The sequence below is a fragment of the Aureimonas sp. Leaf454 genome (assembly GCF_001424685.1).
GTDB lineage: Bacteria > Pseudomonadota > Alphaproteobacteria > Rhizobiales > Rhizobiaceae > Plantimonas.
On sequence record NZ_LMQT01000001.1, the window covers coordinates 1,042,374 to 1,059,763 of the forward strand.

The window sequence follows — 17,390 nt, forward strand, 5'->3', positions numbered from 1 at the left end:
CATGGCAGCCAAAGAAGTCAAGTTCGGCCGTGACGCTCGCGAACGCATGCTGCGCGGCGTCGACATCCTCGCGGATGCCGTCAAGGTAACGCTCGGCCCCAAGGGCCGCAACGTCGTCATCGACAAGTCCTTCGGCGCTCCGCGCATCACCAAGGACGGCGTCTCCGTCGCCAAGGAGATCGAGCTCGAGGACAAGTTCGAGAACATGGGCGCGCAGATGCTGCGCGAAGTGGCCTCGAAGACCAACGACAAGGCCGGCGACGGCACCACCACCGCGACGGTTCTGGCCCAGGCCATCGTCCGCGAGGGCGGCAAGGCGGTCGCCGCCGGCATGAACCCGATGGATCTGAAGCGCGGCATCGACATGGCCGTCGCCAAGGTCGTCGAGTCCCTACTGTCCTCGGCCCGCAAGATCGAGACCTCCGACGAGGTCGCCCAGGTCGGCACCATCTCCGCCAACGGCGAGAAGGAAATCGGCCAGATGATCGCTTCGGCGATGCAGAAGGTCGGCAACGAGGGTGTCATCACCGTCGAGGAAGCCAAGACCGCCGAGACCGAGCTCGAAGTCGTCGAAGGCATGCAGTTCGACCGCGGCTACCTCTCCCCCTACTTCGTGACCAACGCCGAGAAGATGGTCGCCGAGCTCGAGGATCCCTACATCCTCCTGCACGAGAAGAAGCTCTCGAACCTCCAGGCGATGCTGCCGGTTCTCGAGCAGGTCGTCCAGTCGGGCAAGCCGCTCCTCATCATCTCCGAGGACGTCGAGGGCGAGGCTCTCGCCACGCTCGTCGTCAACAAGCTGCGTGGCGGCCTGAAGATCGCCGCCGTCAAGGCGCCGGGCTTCGGTGATCGCCGCAAGGCCATGCTCGAGGACATCGCCGTTCTCTCCGGCGGCCAGGTCATCTCCGAAGACCTCGGCATCAAGCTCGAGAACGTCACGCTCGACATGCTCGGCCGCGCCAAGAAGGTCTCCATCACCAAGGAGAACACCACGATCGTCGACGGTGCGGGCGAAACCGCGCAGATCCAGGCCCGCGTCGGCCAGATCAAGGGTCAGATCGAGGAGACGACCTCGGACTACGACCGCGAGAAGCTCCAGGAGCGTCTGGCCAAGCTCGCAGGCGGCGTCGCGGTCATCCGCGTCGGCGGCGCGACCGAAGTCGAAGTCAAGGAGAAGAAGGACCGCGTCGACGACGCCCTCAACGCGACCCGCGCGGCCGTCGAAGAAGGCATCGTGGCCGGCGGCGGCGTCGCGCTGCTGCGCGCCTCCAACGCCCTGACGATCAAGGGCGAGAACCAGGACCAGGAAGCCGGCATCACCATCGTGCGCCGCGCTCTCCAGGCTCCGCTTCGCCAGATCGTCATCAACGCGGGCGCCGAAGGCTCCATCGTCGTCGGCAAGGTCCTCGAGAACGCCTCGCAGACCTTCGGCTACAACGCGGCCACCGGCGAGTACGGCGACATGATCCAGATGGGCATCGTCGATCCCGTCAAGGTCGTTCGCTCCGCTCTCCAGGACGCGGCTTCGGTCGCCGGCCTGCTCGTCACCACCGAAGCCATGATCTCCGAGGCCCCCAAGAAGGACTCGGGCGCCGGCGGCGGCATGCCGGGCGGCATGGGCGGCGGCATGGGCGGCATGGGCGGCATGGACTTCTAAAGTCCGGCCACTCGGCCCTCCGGTCGAATGCGATGATCAGGGGCTCGGCGGAAACGCCGAGCCCTTTCTCGTTCAACGCTTCTCCCGTCGGACGGAGATGAGCGAAGGCGGAGCGATTCCACCGGCGCGTCGCCTCGTGATCGTGCGGCGGGCGACGGCCGAACCGGATCGAGGCGTCGGCCGGCACGTCTCGTCTCCCGATGCGCTCTTCGGCATTCTCGGCCTCCGGATCTCCGGAAGGCGGAGGCCCCTTCCCTTGACCGACCAGCGGCCGATCGATTGGAGTCGACGAAGACGAAGGCCGATCGGCGAACGCCCTGGCGCGTTCGATCCTCTTCGACTGAAGACAGATCGCCCTTCCCTCACGTATGGATGCGCGGCAGCCCATCACCGGAACCCGCATGACAGACTTTCTCTTGTTCTTCTTCGTCGGCGCGATCGCCCAGCTCGTCGACGGCGCCCTCGGCATGGCCTACGGCGTCATTTCCTCGACCGTCCTCCTGTCCTTCGGCATCGCGCCGGCTCAGGCCTCCGCGTCCGTCCATGCCGCCGAGCTCTTCACGACGGCGGCCTCCGGCACGGGACACATCCTCAACCGGAACATCGACTGGAAGCTGTTCTGGAAGCTGGTGCCGTTCGGCGTCCTCGGCGGCGTGCTCGGCACCTATGTCCTGACCGGCCTGTCGGGCGATGTGCTGAAGCCGTATATCGCGATCTATCTCGGCCTGATCGGTGTCTTCCTGCTCGTCCGCTCCTTCCGTCACATTCCCCGCAAGCCGATCCCGCCGCTCGTCGTGCCGCCGCTCGCGACCGCCGGAGGGCTTCTCGATTCCATCGGCGGCGGCGGCTGGGGGCCGATCGTGACGTCCGGTCTTCTCGGCGCGGGCGGCCAGCCGCGCTACGTCATCGGAACGGTCAATTCGGCGGAGTTCCTCGTCGCTCTCGCCGTCTCGCTGAGCTTCGTCGTCGCGCTGATCACCGGACACTGGGAAGACGCGCCGGACCTCGTCTCCAACGCCTTCGCCGTCGGGGGCCTCATCCTCGGCGGCCTCGTCGTGGCGCCCTTCGCCGGGTACCTGGTGCGCGTCATTCCACAGGATTGGCTCCTGCGCGCGGTCGGAATGACGATCTGCATCCTGTCGGTAACGCAGGCTTATCAGCTCATTGGATGAATGTTTGGTTAGGTGGGAACGTGCCGTCGGCGCCCGCATTGTAGAGGGGAAGCCAGGCGCGACCGGCGCCGGCACATAGCTCAAGGACATCGACCATGGCCATCGACAAGCACGAAGTCACCGGTACCCTCAAGCAGGCGGGCGGCGCCATCAAGGAAGCAGCCGGCAAGCTGGTCGGCAACGAGCGGATGGAAGCCGAAGGCGAGATCCAGCAGACCGAAGGCAAGGTCGAGAAGAATGCCGGGAAGGTGAAGGGCGCGGTCAAGGATCAGTTCAGCTGACCTGATCCCTTCCGGATCGAAATGTGGGGCCGCTTCCGAAAGGGAGCGGCCTTTTTCATGCGCGATTCGACGTGCGGGCGATCCGTTCGGCGTCCTTTCCGATGGGCGACCGGCCTGTCCACGACATCGTGAAATTGAAACGCCTCCCTTGCCTTCCAGAGACCGGAACCATCTGTCAGTCTGGAACCCTGTCGAAGAGGCCGCCTCCTGCGGGACGGTTTTACCGCCGGACGGCGGCAGGACGCGGTTCGCCGCCGGCCTGACCGGCGCGCCGGGCGCTCTGCATTCAAGGGAAGAAGGAGAACGAGCTTGATCACCTTCACGCTCAATGGCTCGGAACGCACCTTCGACGGCGATCCCGAAACGCCCCTTCTCTGGGTGATCCGCGACGTCGAGAAGCTGACCGGCACGAAATACGGTTGCGGCGTCGCCCAGTGCGGCGCCTGCACGGTCCACATGGACGGGATGACCCGCCGCGCCTGCGTCACGCCGATCTCCACGGCGGAAGGCTCCGACATCGTCACCATCGAAGGTCTCGCCGGCGCCGAAGCCGAGGCGGTCCAGAAGGCGTGGATCGCGATCGACGTGCCGCAATGCGGCTACTGCCAGTCCGGACAGATCATGTCCGCCGTCTCGCTGCTCCAGACCGTCCCGAAGCCTAGCGATGCCGACATCGACGGCGCCATGGCCGGCAACATCTGCCGCTGCGCCACCTATCAGCGCATCCGTCAGGCCATCCACGACGCCGCGACTTCGATGGAAGGCTGAGACCATGACCCTCCACGATTTTCGTCCGAGCCGCCGCGCCTTCATCGCCGGCAGCGGCCTCGTCATCGGCTTGGCCCTCGCGCCGAAGGGCTTCGCGGCCATGGCCACGCAGGGCGTTCCCGCAGGCGGTGCGCCCGACCTCCAGGCGCTGAACGCCTTCGTGAAGATCGGCGCCGACGACACGGTGACGATTCTGTCCAAGCATATCGAGTTCGGCCAGGGGCCCTTCACAGGCCTCGCCACCCTCGTCGCGGAAGAGCTCGACGCCGACTGGAGCCAGATGCGCGCGGTCCATTCGCCCGCCGACGACACGATCTACGCCAACCTCGCCTTCGGCCTGCAGGGCACCGGCGGCTCGACCGCCATCGCCAATTCCTACGAGCAGATGCGCAAGGCCGGCGCGACCGCCAAAGCCATGCTCGTCGCCGCGGCCGCCCGGGAATGGGCTGTGCCGGCCGCCGAGATCACGGTCCAGAAGGGCCGGATCCAGCACGCCGCGTCCGGCAAGGAGAGCGGCTTCGGCGCCTTCGCCGACAAGGCCGCGGCCGAGACGCCGCCGGAGAATCCGGTCCTGAAGGACCCCGCGACCTTCACCCTCGTCGGCACGGACCGGCCGAAGCTCGACACGGTCGCCAAATCGAACGGAACGGCGGTCTTCACGCTCGATGTGCTGGCGGACGGCATGCTCTATGCCAGCGTCGCCCATCCCGCTCATTTCGGCGCGACGGTCGCGTCCTTCGATGCGGCCGAGGCTCTGGCGGTTCCGGGCGTCGTCGACGTGAAGCAGATCCCGCAAGGCGTCGCCGTCTTCGCCGAGAACACGTTCGCCGCGCTGAAGGGTCGTCAGGCCCTGCGCATCGAATGGAACCTCGACAAGGCCGAGACGCGCTCGTCGCGACAGATCGAGGCGGACTACGTCAAGCTCTACGAGGAAGAGGGCTTCGAGGCCGCCAAGACGGGAAATGTCGATGAGGCCTTCGCCAAGGACGGCGCGGTTTCGCTCGAGGCCGACCTCGTCTTCCCCTTTCTCGCGCATGCTCCGATGGAGCCGCTGGATGCCGTCTTCGTGCCGGCCGACGACGGCTCGGTCGACCTCTACAACGGCGCGCAGTTTCCCGGCCAAGACAAGGCGGCGGTCGCGGAAGTGCTCGGGCTCGATCCGGCCCGGGTGCGCGTCAACACGCAGCTCGGCGGCGGCTCCTTCGGCCGGCGCGCGCAATTCGGCTCGCCCTTCATCCGCGAGGCCGCCGAGGTCTTCAAGGCCAGCGGCGCCAAGCGCCCGGTGAAGTTCATGTGGACGCGCGAGGACGACATTCGCGGCGGTTTCTATCGCCCGATGTACGCCCACCGCATGAAGGCCTCCGTCGACCAGGACGGCCGCATCACCGGCTGGCGGCAGTCGATCGTCGGCCAGTCGATCATGGCCAAGGCCGAGCTCGACGAGACCTCCGTCGAGGGTGCGGCGAACCCGCCCTACGACATTCCGAACCTCCACGTCGTCTCGCACAACACGGTCCTGCCGGTGCCGGCCCTCTGGTGGCGTTCGGTCGGGCACACGCATACGGGCTTTGCCGTCGAGACCTTCGTGGACGAGCTTCTGGAGCGCGTCGGCAAGGATCCGGTCGAAGGGCGCATGGCGATGCTCGGCAAGGAGCCCCGCCATCGCGGCACGCTGAAGACCGTCGCCGAAATGGCGAAATGGGGTGAGCCCGTTCCGGAGGGCCGCATGCGCGGCGTCGCCGTGGTGAAGAGCTTCGGCACCTACGTGGCGCAGATCGTCGAGGTCTCCGCGCTCGACGGCGCTCCCCGCGTCCACAAGGTCTGGGTCGCCGTGGATTGCGGCACCGCCATCAACCCGAACGTCATCCGTGCCCAGATGGAGGGCGGCGTCGGCTACGGGCTTGGCGCCGTTCTCTTCAACGAGGTGACGCTCGGCGAGGGCGGGCGGATCGTCCAGTCGAACTTCCACGACTACCGTTCCCTTCGCATCAACGAGATGCCGGAGGTGATCGTCGAGATCGTGCCCTCCGACGAGCCGCCGACCGGCGTCGGGGAGCCGGGCGTTCCGCCCGTCGGTCCCGCCGTCGCCAATGCCTGGCGCCGCCTCACCGGCGCGCCGGTGCGCCGCCTGCCGATCGTTCCCGTGGTGGTCTCGTGAGGGTTTCGACGATGAAGCGCCTGCGTTCGGCGACCGGTCTCCTCGTAGCGCTCGGCCTGCCGCTCGCGGTGTCGGCGGCAGCCCCGGCGCAGGAAGCCGCCAAGCCCGCCCTGCCGTTGAAGGCCGTCTCTGACTTCGATTCCATCGCCGACGAGACCAAGCGCTCGGTCGCGATCTTCGAGGAGACCGGCAAGGTCCTGCAGCATCCCCGCTGCGTGAACTGCCATCCCGCCGGCGACCGCCCGCTGCAGAACATGAACATGACGCTTCACCAGCCGCCGGTCTTCCGGGGCGAGGCGAATTTCGGCCTGCCCGGCATGCAGTGCACGACCTGCCACGGCCCGGCCAATGTCGACGTCGTCGCACAGGCCGAAGGGATCCAGTCCATCCCCGGCGATCCCAACTGGCACCTCGCGCCGATCGAGATGGCCTGGCAGGGGAAGACGCTCGCCGAGATCTGCGTCCAGATCAAGGACCAGAACCGCAACGGCGGCAAGACGCTCGCCGAGATCGTCGAACACATGGGCAAGGACCACCTCGTCGGCTGGGGCTGGAACCCCGGCAAGGGCCGGGAACCCGTTCCCGGCACGCAGGAACAGTTCGGCGCGCTCTACGAGGCCTGGGCGGCGACGGGCGCGCACTGCCCGGCGGGGTGAGGCGAAGCGGATTGGCGGAAAGGCTCCCGATCGCTTATATCGAGGCACCGAGGCGACAGGGGTTCTGCCATGATGATCCTGGACAAGCTGCGCGAGAACGAACACCTTATCGCGCAAGTGGGCTTGATGGCATTGGCACGCGCGAAAGAGGCGGGCGCGCCTGCCTATTACAGCGACCCAAGCCTTGGCGAAGGTTACATCAAGGAAATGCCGGATGGCCGGCGTTTCCTGGTGACGATCGAAGATGGCATTGAGACGATTAAGGCAGAGTTCGGCCCTCGTGGCTGAGAGCAAAGCTTCGCGGCCATACTGCACCATCTTGGCCGGGCCGAATGGCTCCGGCAAATCGTCGATCTACCCCGTCCTCGATCCGGTCGGCGAATTCGTGAACGCCGATGTCGTCGCCCGAAAGCTTGCCCCGCAAAATCCGGAAGGGGCTTCGATGGCTGCGGGTCGGCTGGTCTTGGCCGCCATCGAAGAGATGCTCGGCGAGCGACGCAGCTTCGTCTACGAAACGACACTCAGCAGCCGACAGTCGTTGAAGGTCATGGAGCGCTGCAAAGCTCTCGGCTACGAGATCGCCTTCGTCTTCGTTGCGCTCGACAGTGCCGATCTCAACGTGGAGCGCGTGGCTCAACGTGTCATCGCAGGCGGTCACCACATCGACGAAATCGTCGTTCGAAGGCGATATGAGACGACATTCGGTCGTCTTCCCACAGCGCTTCAGCTCTCGGATACGGCGCTCGTTTTTGACAATAGCGGACTGAAGCCTCTTCTGTTGCTGACGATCGACGGTCGCAGGATCATCCAGAACCGACTGGATGAAGCGAGTTCGCTCCATCTGCGCCTCGCGGGTGCGGTAGCCGAAGCGTTTTACCTCGACGTTGAAACGGTACTGCTCGCGGGCATGAACACGTAGCACCGGGGATGCTGCGTCCGATCGACCAAGGATCCAAACGAACAGGACCGACGCCATCGATCTGATCGGCCCTCAAACCGATTTTACCCCCCGCCCGCCCCTTCCGATCCGACGCGTCCCCCCGTATGGCTTCGACAGACACCCTGCCGTGATCCGTGAGAAGGCATCGCCCACATGAGCACACGTCGCGAGACCGACACGTTCGGCCCGATCGAGGTCGAGACCGACAAGTACTGGGGCGCGCAGGCGCAGCGCTCGCTCGGCAATTTCAAGATCGGCTGGGAGAAGCAGCCGCTGCCGATCGTTCGCGCGCTCGGGATCGTGAAGCGCGCGGCGGCCGAGACCAACATGGCGCTCGGCCGGCTCGACACGACGATCGGCGAGACCATCGTGAAGGCCGCGGACGAGGTGATCGCGGGCAAGCTCGACGCGCACTTCCCGCTCGTCGTCTGGCAGACGGGCTCCGGCACGCAGTCCAACATGAACGCCAACGAGGTGATCTCGAACCGCGCGATCGAGATGCTGGGCGGCGAGATGGGCTCCAAGAAGCCGGTCCATCCGAACGACCACGTCAACATGAGCCAGTCCTCGAACGACACCTATCCGACGGCCATGCACATCGCCTGTTCGGAGGAACTGGTGCACCGGCTCGTGCCGGCGCTGAACGTTCTCCGCAAGGCGCTCGACGACAAGGCGAAGGCCTTCGAGCCGATTATCAAGATCGGCCGCACGCACACGCAGGATGCGACGCCTCTGACGCTCGGCCAGGAATTCTCCGGCTACACGACGCAGGTCGAGAACGGCATCGCCCGGATCGAGATGACGCTGCCCGCACTGATGCAGCTCGCCCAGGGCGGCACCGCCGTCGGCACCGGGCTGAACGCGCCGATCGGCTTTGCGCAAGGCGTCGCCGAGCGCATCGCCGCGATCACGAAGCTTCCCTTCACCACCGCGCCGAACAAGTTCGAGGCCCTCGCCGCCCACGACGCCATGGTCTTCAGCCATGGTGCGATCAACACGGTCGCCGCATCGCTCTTCAAGATCGCGAACGACATCCGCTTCCTCGGCTCGGGACCCCGCTCGGGCCTCGGCGAGTTGCAGCTGCCGGAGAACGAGCCGGGCTCCTCCATCATGCCGGGCAAGGTCAACCCGACGCAGTGCGAGGCGCTGACGCAGGTCTGCGTCCAGGTCTTCGGCAACCACGCCGCCCTGACCTTCGCGGGAAGTCAGGGCCATTTCGAGTTGAACGTCTTCAACCCCGTCATGGCCTACAACTTCCTGCAGTCGGTCCGGCTTCTCGCCGACGCCGCCATCTCCTTCGCGGAGAACTGCGTTGTCGGGATCGAGGCGCGCGAGGACAACATCAAGGCGGCGCTCGACCGCTCGCTGATGCTCGTCACGGCGCTCGCACCGACGATCGGCTACGACGCCGCCGCCAAAATCGCCAAGACGGCCCACAAGAACGGCACGACGCTCCGCGAGGAGGCGCTCGCGACGGGCCTCGTCACCGGCGAGGATTACGACCGGATCGTCGATCCCGCGGCGATGACGCGCCCCGGCTGACGGCGCAGGCGACGACGTTCGGAGCCGCTTCGGCGGCTTCGAACGCCTATCCCGCCGCGCTCCGTTCGGACAGATACGAGGTCAGACGCAGAGAGCCGGCCGCGGCGGTCGCCTCCTCGTAGGCCACGACGCGGTTGCGGCCCCGCGATTTCGCCAGATACAGCGCCTCGTCGGCATGGCGCTGCAAGCGCTCCGCCGAGACCGGCGGATTGGTGTCATTGGTGCAGATGCCGATGCTGACGGTCACGTAGCGCGAAACGCCCGAGCCGGGATTGGGCAACAGCGCAGCCTCCATGGTCCGGCAGATGCGCTCGGCGGCCAGACGCGCGTCGAACGCGTCGACATCGGACAAGAGCACCAGGAATTCCTCGCCGCCATAGCGCGCGACATGGTCGATGCCGGGCCGAATGCAGTCGCGGATCACATGGGCGACCTCGCGCAGGCATTGATCGCCCTCGAGATGACCGAGCGCGTCGTTGAGGCCCTTGAAGTGATCGACGTCGCACATGAGAATCGCGACCCGGCGCGAGACCGCATCGTCGCTCCACAGCGCATCCAGCGTCTCCGTCATCCAGCGCCGGTTGGCGACGCCGGTCAGCGCGTCGGTCCGGGCGAGCAATTCGAGCCGCGTGTTGGCGTCGGCGAGATCGGAAACGCGCTTGAGATCGCGCAGCGCCAGGAGAAACGATTTCTGCGCGATGACCGAGGCGGTCCTTCGCGCGAAGACCGTGGCGATGACACCGGCACCGAAGAAGAGCGCCATCGTTGCCGCCGTGAGGGCGTCCATCAGCGGATTGCTGAACATCATGCCGGCGTGGATGAGAAGCGCGATCGCCGCGATCGACCATGTCATCGCCAGCGGGATGGAGAAGATCACGATCGCGCTGATCGCGACGAAGATCATGACGGCGCAATAGCGCTCGTAGAACGCCGGCCCCGCCAGCACGCCGAAGAGGGCGAGAGACAGAAGGATCACGAACATCGCCGCGATCAGCGCCGCGTCCTGGAGATAGGAGATCCTTTGGCCGCGATACACGATGCTGACGGATAGCGCACCGATGAAGATGATCAGCGACGGCATGAGAGCCTGGATCGCCACGTCCCGCTCGAGGAGGGCGAAATTCAGAACGGAGCCCATCACGTCGAGCGCGAGCAGCGAGCCCATCCAGCTGCGCACGATGAGGCTGGACTGGTTGAAGGTCCGCTCCCGGTAGAGATCGCGCAGACGACCCTTCAACCGGATGTTCCGCGCCCGTCCGGACAGCCAGAGATCGACCTCCTCCATGAGCGCGGGATCCTCGACGGCCACCCGGCGATTCTCGATCGCCAGAGCCTCCGCGGCTGCCCGTTCGCTCGTGCTGTTTCGTGCCATCGACGGGTGCTCTCGTGTCCTGTGAGCACCTTGCTGGAAAATACTGAATGTGCCGTTGAGGGCCGTGGCGCAATTGGAGCTTTCGGGATCGATCCGGTCCTTTGCGAACAGTCGGATCGCCGGAGGGCTAGGCGCGTTCGGGCGGCAGGACGTCGTCGAACCGGCGGCGGAGTTCGGCGGCGCGGGCGGCGTCCTCGGCCGCGCGGTCGGCCCGCGTCAGCACGAGGCAGGCTTCGGAGGCGAGGATCAGCCCGTCGCCGAGGATCTTCAACCGGTTGGCGCGCAGCGTCGAGCCCGTCGAGGTGATGTCGACGATGATATCCGCCGCCCCGGCCGCCGGCGCGCCCTCCGTGGCGCCGAGACTTTCGACGACACGATAGCTCTGGATGCCGTGTCCGCGCGAGAAGAACCCTTGCGTCAGCCGCGCATATTTGGTGGCGATCCGCATGCGGCGGTGATGGCGCGCGCGAAAGCTCGCGGCGACGTCGTCGAGATCCTGCATGGTTTCGACGTCGACCCAGGCCTCCGGAACCGCGACGATCACGTCGGCCTGCCCGAAGCCGAGCCGCGCGACGATCTCGGTCCGAGCGTCGGCATCCCCGATCGTCTCGCGCAGGAGATCCTCGCCGGTGATGCCGAGATCGATGGCGCCGTCGCGCAACTCGCGCGCGATCTCGGATGCCGAGAGGAGCACGACGTCGAGGCCCTCGAAGCCGGAGACGGTCGCGCGGTAGGAGCGGGAATCCTCCACCGAGGCGACGTGGATGCCGGCACGGGCAAGGCTCGCGACCGCATCGTCCTTCATCCGGCCCTTGGAGGGAATCGCAAGGGTCAGCGTCATCGAAACGATCTCCGCGCGGTCTCGATGCGGTCGAGCCAGAGCGAGAAGCCGACCGCCGGGATGGATTGCCGGGCGCCGAGAAAGGTCAGCAGCCGGTCGTAGCGGCCGCCGCCCGCCAGGGCATCGGGCTGGCCCTTGCGGCGCATCTCGAAGACCATGCCGGTATAGTAGTCGATCGGCCGTCCGAAGGCGGCGCGATAGCGGATCGCGGACAGATCGACGCCCGCCTCGGCAAGCGCGCGGTTTCTGGCCTCGAAGGTGGAGAGCCCCTCGCCGAGCGCCAGCCCCCGCTCGCCGGCGAGGCGCTCCAGCCAGGCGCCGGCCGCGTCGAGCGGCAGGTCGATGGCGAGAAACTCCGTCAGGAGCTTCAGCGAGGCCTCGGAAAGCCGGGCTTCCGCAACGGCGACCTTCTCGACGAGGCGCCCGGCGATCTCGGCGGGCGTGCGTCCGGCATGGGCGGACAATCCGCCCGCCTCCATCCGCGATTCGATGGCCGCCGTCAGCGCATCGAGGTCGCGGGCCTTGGCGAGGCGGTGGAGATCCGGATCGAGGCTGCCGATCGCCTGCCCATCCCGGCGCGCGAGATCGTCGAGCGCCGAGCGCAGGAGCTTGTCGTCGCCGAAGGTGCGCACGAGCCGGCGCTGCCAGCCGTCGGGAAGGCCGAGGGCGGCGAGCACGGCCTCGAACAGGCCCTGGTCGCCGAGGACGATGTCGAGCGCGTCCGGCGCACCGGCCTCGGCCAGCGCGGCCAGCGCGTCGGCGACGGCGCGCGCGTCGGCGCCCGCCCGGTCGCCGTCCCCGAGATCCTCGAGGCCCGCCTGCCGAAACTCGGACCCCTCCGCCCGAAGCTGCCGGAAGACCGTGCCGCAATAGGCGTAGCGGCCGGGCAGCGTGCCCTCCGCCGCGATATGGGCGAGGCAGACCGGAATGGTGAAGTCCGGACGCAGGCAAAGCTGCTCGCCGCCCTCGCCGCGCGTCAGGAAGATCCGCCGCCGCAGCGCTTCGCCGGCCGTGTCGAGATAGGGATCGGCCGGCTGCAGGATCGGCACGGTGACGATCGCCGCCCCGCGCGCGGCGAAGAGGCGCGTCAGCGCGGCATCGGGGCCGGCGGGCAAGCCAGCGGGATCGACGGCGGCGGGGCTCATGGATCAGGCCTCTTCGTCGGCCCGCCCGCCATCCCGGCGCCCGGCATCCCGGCCGTCGCCGGCCAGACGTTCGGCGGCCTGCGCATCGAGGATCGCGCGCACGGCCGAGACGAGCTCGGCTTCGGACACGGTGACCTGGGCCGGGCGCGAGGCCCGCCACGTCGCATTGTCCTCGATCGTCTCGGACAGGCGTTTGCCCTCCACGAGATCCTTGACCTGCACGGTGCCCGCCGCCTTCTCGTCGCCGCCCTGGATGACGACGCAAGGTGCGTGGCGACGGTCGGCATATTGCAGCTGCTTGCCGAACTGCTTCGGGTTGCCCTGGAACATCTCGACGGGAACGACCGGCCCGGTGTAGCGCCCGGCCTCGTCGCGCGGGTTCAGCCCCTCGCGCAGCATCACGGTCAGGCGCTGGTAGTCGGCCAGCCGGTCGCGGTCCATCACGGTGACGACGACGGGTCCGGTGCGCTCCTCCGCCTTGAGGCGGCCGAGATTCTTCAGCGCGGTCTGGAGCCGCGAGACCCCGATCGAGAAGCCCGTCGCCGGCACCGCCTCGCCCCGGAAGCGCGCGATCAGCCCGTCATAGCGCCCGCCGCCGCCGACCGAGCCGAACTGAACCTTCACGCCCTTTTCGTTGACGACGTCGAACAGGAGTTCGGCCTCGTAGACGGGGCCGGTGTAGTATTCGAGACCGCGCACGACCGAGGTGTCGATCGAGATCCGCGCGTCGTCGTAGCCGGACGCCCGGCACATCGACCGGATCTCATCGAGTTCGGCGAGACCTTCGGCGACCCGTGCATTCTCCCCGAACGCATCCCGGGCCTTGGCGAGCCGCACGGTTCCCGCGCCGTCCGCATCGACGGCTTCCGCGGAAAGACCGGAAATGTCGAACAGGCGCAGCACCCGCTCGATGCTGGCCTCGTCGAGTTCGGCGCCCTTGGTGAAATCGCCCTTGCCGCCGCTCTCGTCCAATCGGCCCTTGCCGAGCAACTCGCGCACGCCCGCGATGCCGAACTTGTCGAGCTTGTCGAGCGCGCGCAGCACCGTCAGCCGCCGCTCCGCGTTCTCGTCGCCGCCGAGCCCGATGGCCTCCAGCACGCCGTCGAGCACCTTCCGGTTGTTCACCCGGATGACGTATTGGCCGCGGGGAATGCCGAGCGCTTCCATCACGTCGGCCATCATCATGCACATCTCGGCATCGGCCGAGACGCCCGGAGACCCCACGCTGTCCGCGTCGAACTGCATGAACTGCCGGAAACGTCCCGGGCCCGGCTTCTCGTTGCGGAAGACGTAGCCTGCGCGATAGGACCGGTAGGGCAGCGCGATCTCGTTGAAGTTTTCCGCGACATGGCGCGCGAGCGGCGCGGTGAGATCGTAGCGCAGCGACAGCCATTCCTCGTCGTCGTCCTGCAGCGAGAACACGCCTTCGTTCGGACGGTCGCTGTCGGGCAGGAACTTGCCGAGCGCATCGGTGTATTCGAACATCGGCGTTTCCACCGGCTCGAAGCCGTAGCGCTCGTAGACGCCCTGGATGATCGCGATCATCTCGGCTTGCGCGCGCAGGTCCGCCGGGCCGCGATCGCCGAAGCCGCGCGGCTGGCGCGCCTTCACCTTCAGGGGTTTTGCGGGCTTCTTGGCCATGTCTGCGGTCCGGAACGAAAGGTCGAGGCCAGCCGGCCGCCGAGCGCCCGGATGGATCGTCAACGATCGGTTGATGTCGACCCGCGTCCTATCCGATCGCTCCAGGGATGGAAAGGCGCGAGGCGTCTCCGCCCCGGAGCCCTCATCGCCCGCCGGGCACCGGTCGCGCGAAGCGCTCCCGTTCGGCCTCGCAGGGCGCGCGGGAGGCGCAGCCCTCCAGGTGATCGTTGACGAAGCCCATCGACTGCAGGAAGGCGTAGATCGTGGTCGGCCCGACGAAGGTGAACCCCCGCGCCTTCAAGGCCTTGGACAGGCGCGTCGAGGCGGGCGTCACCGTGTTCGCCCGCGCATAGGCCATGTCGACCCGCGCCGGCCGCTCGCCGGCACCCGGCTCGAAGCTCCAGAGGAAGCCCGCGAAGGACAGGCCTTCCTCGCGCATCGCCTGGACGCGCCGGGCGTTGTTGAGGGTCGACAGGATCTTGGCGCGGTGGCGCACGATGCCGGCATCGAGCACCAGCCGCTCCACGTCCTCTTGCGTCATGGCCGCGACGCGGTCGATCGAAAAGCCGTGAAAGGCCGCGCGGAAGGCCTCCCGCTTGCGCAGGATCGTGATCCAGGCCAGGCCCGCCTGGAAACCCTCGAGGCAGAGCTTCTCGAACAGTCGGTCGTCGTCCGCGCTCGGCCGGCCCCATTCCTCGTCGTGATAGCGCACGTACTCGGCGAGGCCGCCATGCCAGCGGCAACGCGGCGTCCCGTCCGGCCGAAGCGTCAGCCCGTCGTCTCTGAGGTCGTCCGCGTCCTGAGCCATGCCACGTCTTGCCCGGACGGACAGGCGCTTGGCAAGGTGGAATGGCCCTGAAGGCGTCGCAGATCAGGCGGACTGCTCGCGTCCCCGGATACCGCAGGTGAACCGCTGGAGACGCCACTTGGGATGCGTGCGGATCCAGTCGGCGGCGACGGCCTGACCGTACATGCTGCAGCTCATCAGCGACCCGTCGAAGGCGACGGGCTCCGGCTTGCATTCGGCGGGGGCGGCTTGGAGACAGACGATGAGGGTCAAGGCGATCATGGCGGTCGATCCGGCAATGTCGCGCGCGGGCATCCCCGCGCGGACCGGTGGGACATCAGCCGGGCCGAGCGCACGGTTCGTGCCCTCCACCCGGAGCGAAATGCTCCTCCCGGATCCCCTTTGTTCGCCGCGGGTCTGCCGCCCGGGCGCCTGCCATTTATCGAGGGCCCGACGGATCGACGGGACCACGACGAAGAGACTAGCACCGATGCTGCAATGCACAATCACCCGATTGGGGGATGGAGCGCCTTCGTGGCCTGCGGCATCGGCCGGAAGAGAAGCGCTTGCGTCCCGGCGTCCGGGGCGGCAGTCTCCCCGTCACCTCCCAACTCCGAATCGACGAGCCCATGCATCGCGGCTTCCTTGCGCTCGTTCTCCTGGTCATCGGCCTCACCGCATCCGCCGCTTCGGCTCCCCTGCCGAGCGAGGAAACCCTGGCCGAAGCCTTCGTGGCGACGGCCTTCGGCACCGAGATCCCCGGCTTCTTCGGCAGCGGCGCCTATCTCAAGCGCTTCGAGCGACCGATCCTCTTCGCCATCGAGGACGCCGCCGCGCAGCCCCGACGGCGGGAGGTCGAAGCCTTCATCCGACGCCTGTCGCGCGAGATCCCGCGGCTCGACGCACGGCTGGCGCGGCCCCCCGAGCAAGCGAACTTCGTCGTCCACGTCGTCGACCGCGTCGATTACCAGCGCACCGGCCGACGGATCCACCGCAACCCCTTCATGCGCGTGCCCGGCGCCTGCATCGTCCGGTCGAGTTTCGGTCGCAGGGGCATCCGCTCGTCCGACGCCCTCGTCGTGTCCGATGCCGGCGACGGCTTGTTCCGCCGCTGCCTCGCCGAGGAGATCCTGCAGGGGCTCGGGCTCCTCGACGATACGGAGCTTCTGCCCGACAGCGTCCTCAACGACCGGTCCGCCGCCGAGCGGCCGACGCGAGCCGACCGAATTCTCGTGGAAACGCTCTACGACGCACGCCTGCGGCCGGGCATGTCGATCGAGACAGCGCGCCCCCTCCTGGGCGACATTCTCCGGGACGCACGGCGCCGCACCCGTTGACGCCTCTTGGACGATTTCGACCAACGCTCTGTTAACCATAACAAAATACGACCGGCAACCGGACGTCTCGGCGCCGGAAATTCACCATTCGCTTGCCATTCTTCGCCAAGTTCGGGGCCACGGACGCGACGTCTCCCGAGGGGACGGCGTCCTTCCCTTTCCGACGGCGGAGCGCTCCCATGACCGCAAACTTCCACCCATCCCGCGTCGCCGGCCTGATGGCCGCCGCGATCGCCTGTCTCGTCGCCACGAGCGGCAGCGTCGAGGCTCGCGATCGATACGGGAACTATCCCGCCGTCGAGATTTCGCGCGATCTTCAGGCGGAATGGACCCTGCAGCTCGCGCCCGGCAGCGGTGTCGTGCCCGGCTACGCGCGACCGCGCCTGGAGCCGACGGCACCGGGAGCCGAGCGCGGCACGTTCCGCGCCAACGGGCTTCGTTACGGCGCCCGCGAGCGCGTGACGCCCGTCGCGCCCGGCGTGCGGATCTTCGAGGGATCCGCACGGCAGGTCTCGGGCTACCCCACCGGTCGCCAGGCGACTCGGGCCGCCGCCCCGGCACGGGCGATGAAGCGCGTCGACACCTTCGATCCGAGGTTCCTCCCGCAGACGGTGGACTACGAGACGAACGAGAAACCCGGCACGATCGTCATCGATACCGAGGCGAAGTTTCTCTACAGGGTGGAGGGCGACGGCAAGGCGCGGCGCTACGGCGTCGGCGTCGGCAAGCCGGGATTCGAATGGGCGGGCACGCACAGGGTGACCCAGAAGAAGGAATGGCCGACCTGGACGCCGCCCTCCGAGATGCGGGCGCGCGAAAAGGCCAAGGGCAAGATCCTTCCCGTTCGCATGGAGGGCGGCCCGGAAAATCCGCTCGGCGCCCGCGCCATGTATCTCGGCTCCAGCCTCTACCGCATCCATGGCACCAACCAGCCCTGGTCGATCGGCAAGGCGGTCTCCTCCGGCTGCATCCGCATGCGCAACGAGGATGTCATGGATCTCTACGAGCGCGTTTCCGTCGGCACCCGCGTGATTGTGCTTTGACGGCAACAGTCTGGTGAAATGCGGCGCCGGGAAGGCGCCGATGGCAACGA

17 protein-coding genes are annotated in these 17,390 nt (G+C 67.5%); 11 read left to right on the forward strand and 6 right to left on the reverse strand.

The window, feature by feature from the left end:
- Nucleotide 1 precedes the first annotated feature (1 nt).
- The 9 genes from groL to fumC all read left to right on the forward strand — a co-directional run bounded on the left by groL (nucleotide 2) and on the right by fumC (nucleotide 9,174).
- Nucleotides 2-1,657 carry a chaperonin GroEL gene (gene groL / locus ASG43_RS04615; RefSeq protein ID WP_056500676.1) on the forward strand — a complete coding sequence of 552 codons (1,656 nt, stop codon included), beginning with the start codon at nucleotides 2-4 and terminating at the stop codon, nucleotides 1,655-1,657.
- Between the two features lie 401 nt (nucleotides 1,658-2,058).
- Nucleotides 2,059-2,829 carry a sulfite exporter TauE/SafE family protein gene (locus ASG43_RS04620; RefSeq protein WP_056501157.1) on the forward strand — a complete coding sequence of 257 codons (771 nt, stop codon included), beginning with the start codon at nucleotides 2,059-2,061 and terminating at the stop codon, nucleotides 2,827-2,829.
- Between the two features lie 95 nt (nucleotides 2,830-2,924).
- A complete protein-coding gene (locus tag ASG43_RS04625) occupies nucleotides 2,925-3,110 on the forward strand; it encodes a CsbD family protein (protein ID WP_200939458.1) in 186 nt (61 codons plus the stop codon).
- A gap of 309 nt (nucleotides 3,111-3,419) precedes the next feature.
- Nucleotides 3,420-3,878, forward strand: a complete 459-nt coding sequence (locus tag ASG43_RS04630) for a (2Fe-2S)-binding protein (RefSeq protein ID WP_056500678.1) — start codon at nucleotides 3,420-3,422, stop codon at nucleotides 3,876-3,878.
- A 4-nt stretch (nucleotides 3,879-3,882) separates the two neighbouring features.
- A complete protein-coding gene (locus ASG43_RS04635; protein ID WP_056500681.1) occupies nucleotides 3,883-6,036 on the forward strand; it encodes a xanthine dehydrogenase family protein molybdopterin-binding subunit in 2,154 nt (717 codons plus the stop codon).
- 11 nt (nucleotides 6,037-6,047) lie between these two features.
- The gene (locus tag ASG43_RS04640; RefSeq protein ID WP_056500684.1) at nucleotides 6,048-6,692 is read left to right on the forward strand and encodes a hypothetical protein; all 645 of its coding nucleotides are present in this window, start codon (nucleotides 6,048-6,050) and stop codon (nucleotides 6,690-6,692) included.
- 69 nt (nucleotides 6,693-6,761) lie between these two features.
- Complete coding sequence (locus ASG43_RS22540; protein ID WP_056500687.1) at nucleotides 6,762-6,980, forward strand: hypothetical protein; 219 nt, start codon at nucleotides 6,762-6,764, stop codon at nucleotides 6,978-6,980.
- Nucleotides 6,973-7,611 (forward strand): zeta toxin family protein, encoded by a 639-nt coding sequence (locus ASG43_RS04650; protein WP_162244670.1) that lies wholly within the window; start codon nucleotides 6,973-6,975, stop codon nucleotides 7,609-7,611. Before ASG43_RS22540 ends, ASG43_RS04650 begins: the two co-directional genes overlap by 8 nt.
- Nucleotides 7,612-7,785: 174 nt before the next feature.
- Nucleotides 7,786-9,174, forward strand: a complete 1,389-nt coding sequence (fumC, locus tag ASG43_RS04655) for a class II fumarate hydratase (protein WP_056500691.1) — start codon at nucleotides 7,786-7,788, stop codon at nucleotides 9,172-9,174.
- Between the two features lie 46 nt (nucleotides 9,175-9,220).
- Here the strand turns inward: fumC and ASG43_RS04660 are convergent, their stop codons facing one another.
- The 6 genes from ASG43_RS04660 to ASG43_RS04685 all read right to left on the reverse strand — a co-directional run bounded on the left by ASG43_RS04660 (nucleotide 9,221) and on the right by ASG43_RS04685 (nucleotide 15,242).
- On the reverse strand, nucleotides 9,221-10,546 hold the full coding sequence (locus tag ASG43_RS04660) for a diguanylate cyclase (RefSeq protein ID WP_082490597.1): 1,326 nt from the start codon (nucleotides 10,544-10,546) through the stop codon (nucleotides 9,221-9,223).
- Between the two features lie 127 nt (nucleotides 10,547-10,673).
- Nucleotides 10,674-11,387 (reverse strand): ATP phosphoribosyltransferase, encoded by a 714-nt coding sequence (gene hisG / locus ASG43_RS04665; RefSeq protein WP_056500694.1) that lies wholly within the window; start codon nucleotides 11,385-11,387, stop codon nucleotides 10,674-10,676.
- Nucleotides 11,384-12,532, reverse strand: coding sequence for an ATP phosphoribosyltransferase regulatory subunit (locus ASG43_RS04670; RefSeq protein WP_056500695.1), 1,149 nt, complete (start codon nucleotides 12,530-12,532; stop codon nucleotides 11,384-11,386). Before ASG43_RS04670 ends, hisG begins: the two co-directional genes overlap by 4 nt.
- Before the next feature lie 3 nt (nucleotides 12,533-12,535).
- Entirely contained in the window at nucleotides 12,536-14,173 is a 1,638-nt protein-coding gene (hisS, locus tag ASG43_RS04675; protein ID WP_056501165.1) for a histidine--tRNA ligase, read from the reverse strand.
- Nucleotides 14,174-14,315: 142 nt separating this feature from the next.
- Complete coding sequence (locus ASG43_RS04680) at nucleotides 14,316-14,981, reverse strand: DNA-3-methyladenine glycosylase I (RefSeq protein ID WP_056500698.1); 666 nt, start codon at nucleotides 14,979-14,981, stop codon at nucleotides 14,316-14,318.
- Nucleotides 14,982-15,044: 63 nt separating this feature from the next.
- The gene (locus tag ASG43_RS04685) at nucleotides 15,045-15,242 is read right to left on the reverse strand and encodes a hypothetical protein (protein ID WP_156386420.1); all 198 of its coding nucleotides are present in this window, start codon (nucleotides 15,240-15,242) and stop codon (nucleotides 15,045-15,047) included.
- Between the two features lie 347 nt (nucleotides 15,243-15,589).
- Here ASG43_RS04685 and ASG43_RS04690 point away from each other — a divergent pair, with 347 nt between their 5' ends.
- Nucleotides 15,590-16,297 (forward strand): DUF2927 domain-containing protein, encoded by a 708-nt coding sequence (locus tag ASG43_RS04690; RefSeq protein WP_056500703.1) that lies wholly within the window; start codon nucleotides 15,590-15,592, stop codon nucleotides 16,295-16,297.
- A gap of 218 nt (nucleotides 16,298-16,515) precedes the next feature.
- The gene (locus ASG43_RS04695) at nucleotides 16,516-17,340 is read left to right on the forward strand and encodes a L,D-transpeptidase (RefSeq protein ID WP_056501168.1); all 825 of its coding nucleotides are present in this window, start codon (nucleotides 16,516-16,518) and stop codon (nucleotides 17,338-17,340) included.
- Nucleotides 17,341-17,390: the final 50 nt, after the last annotated feature.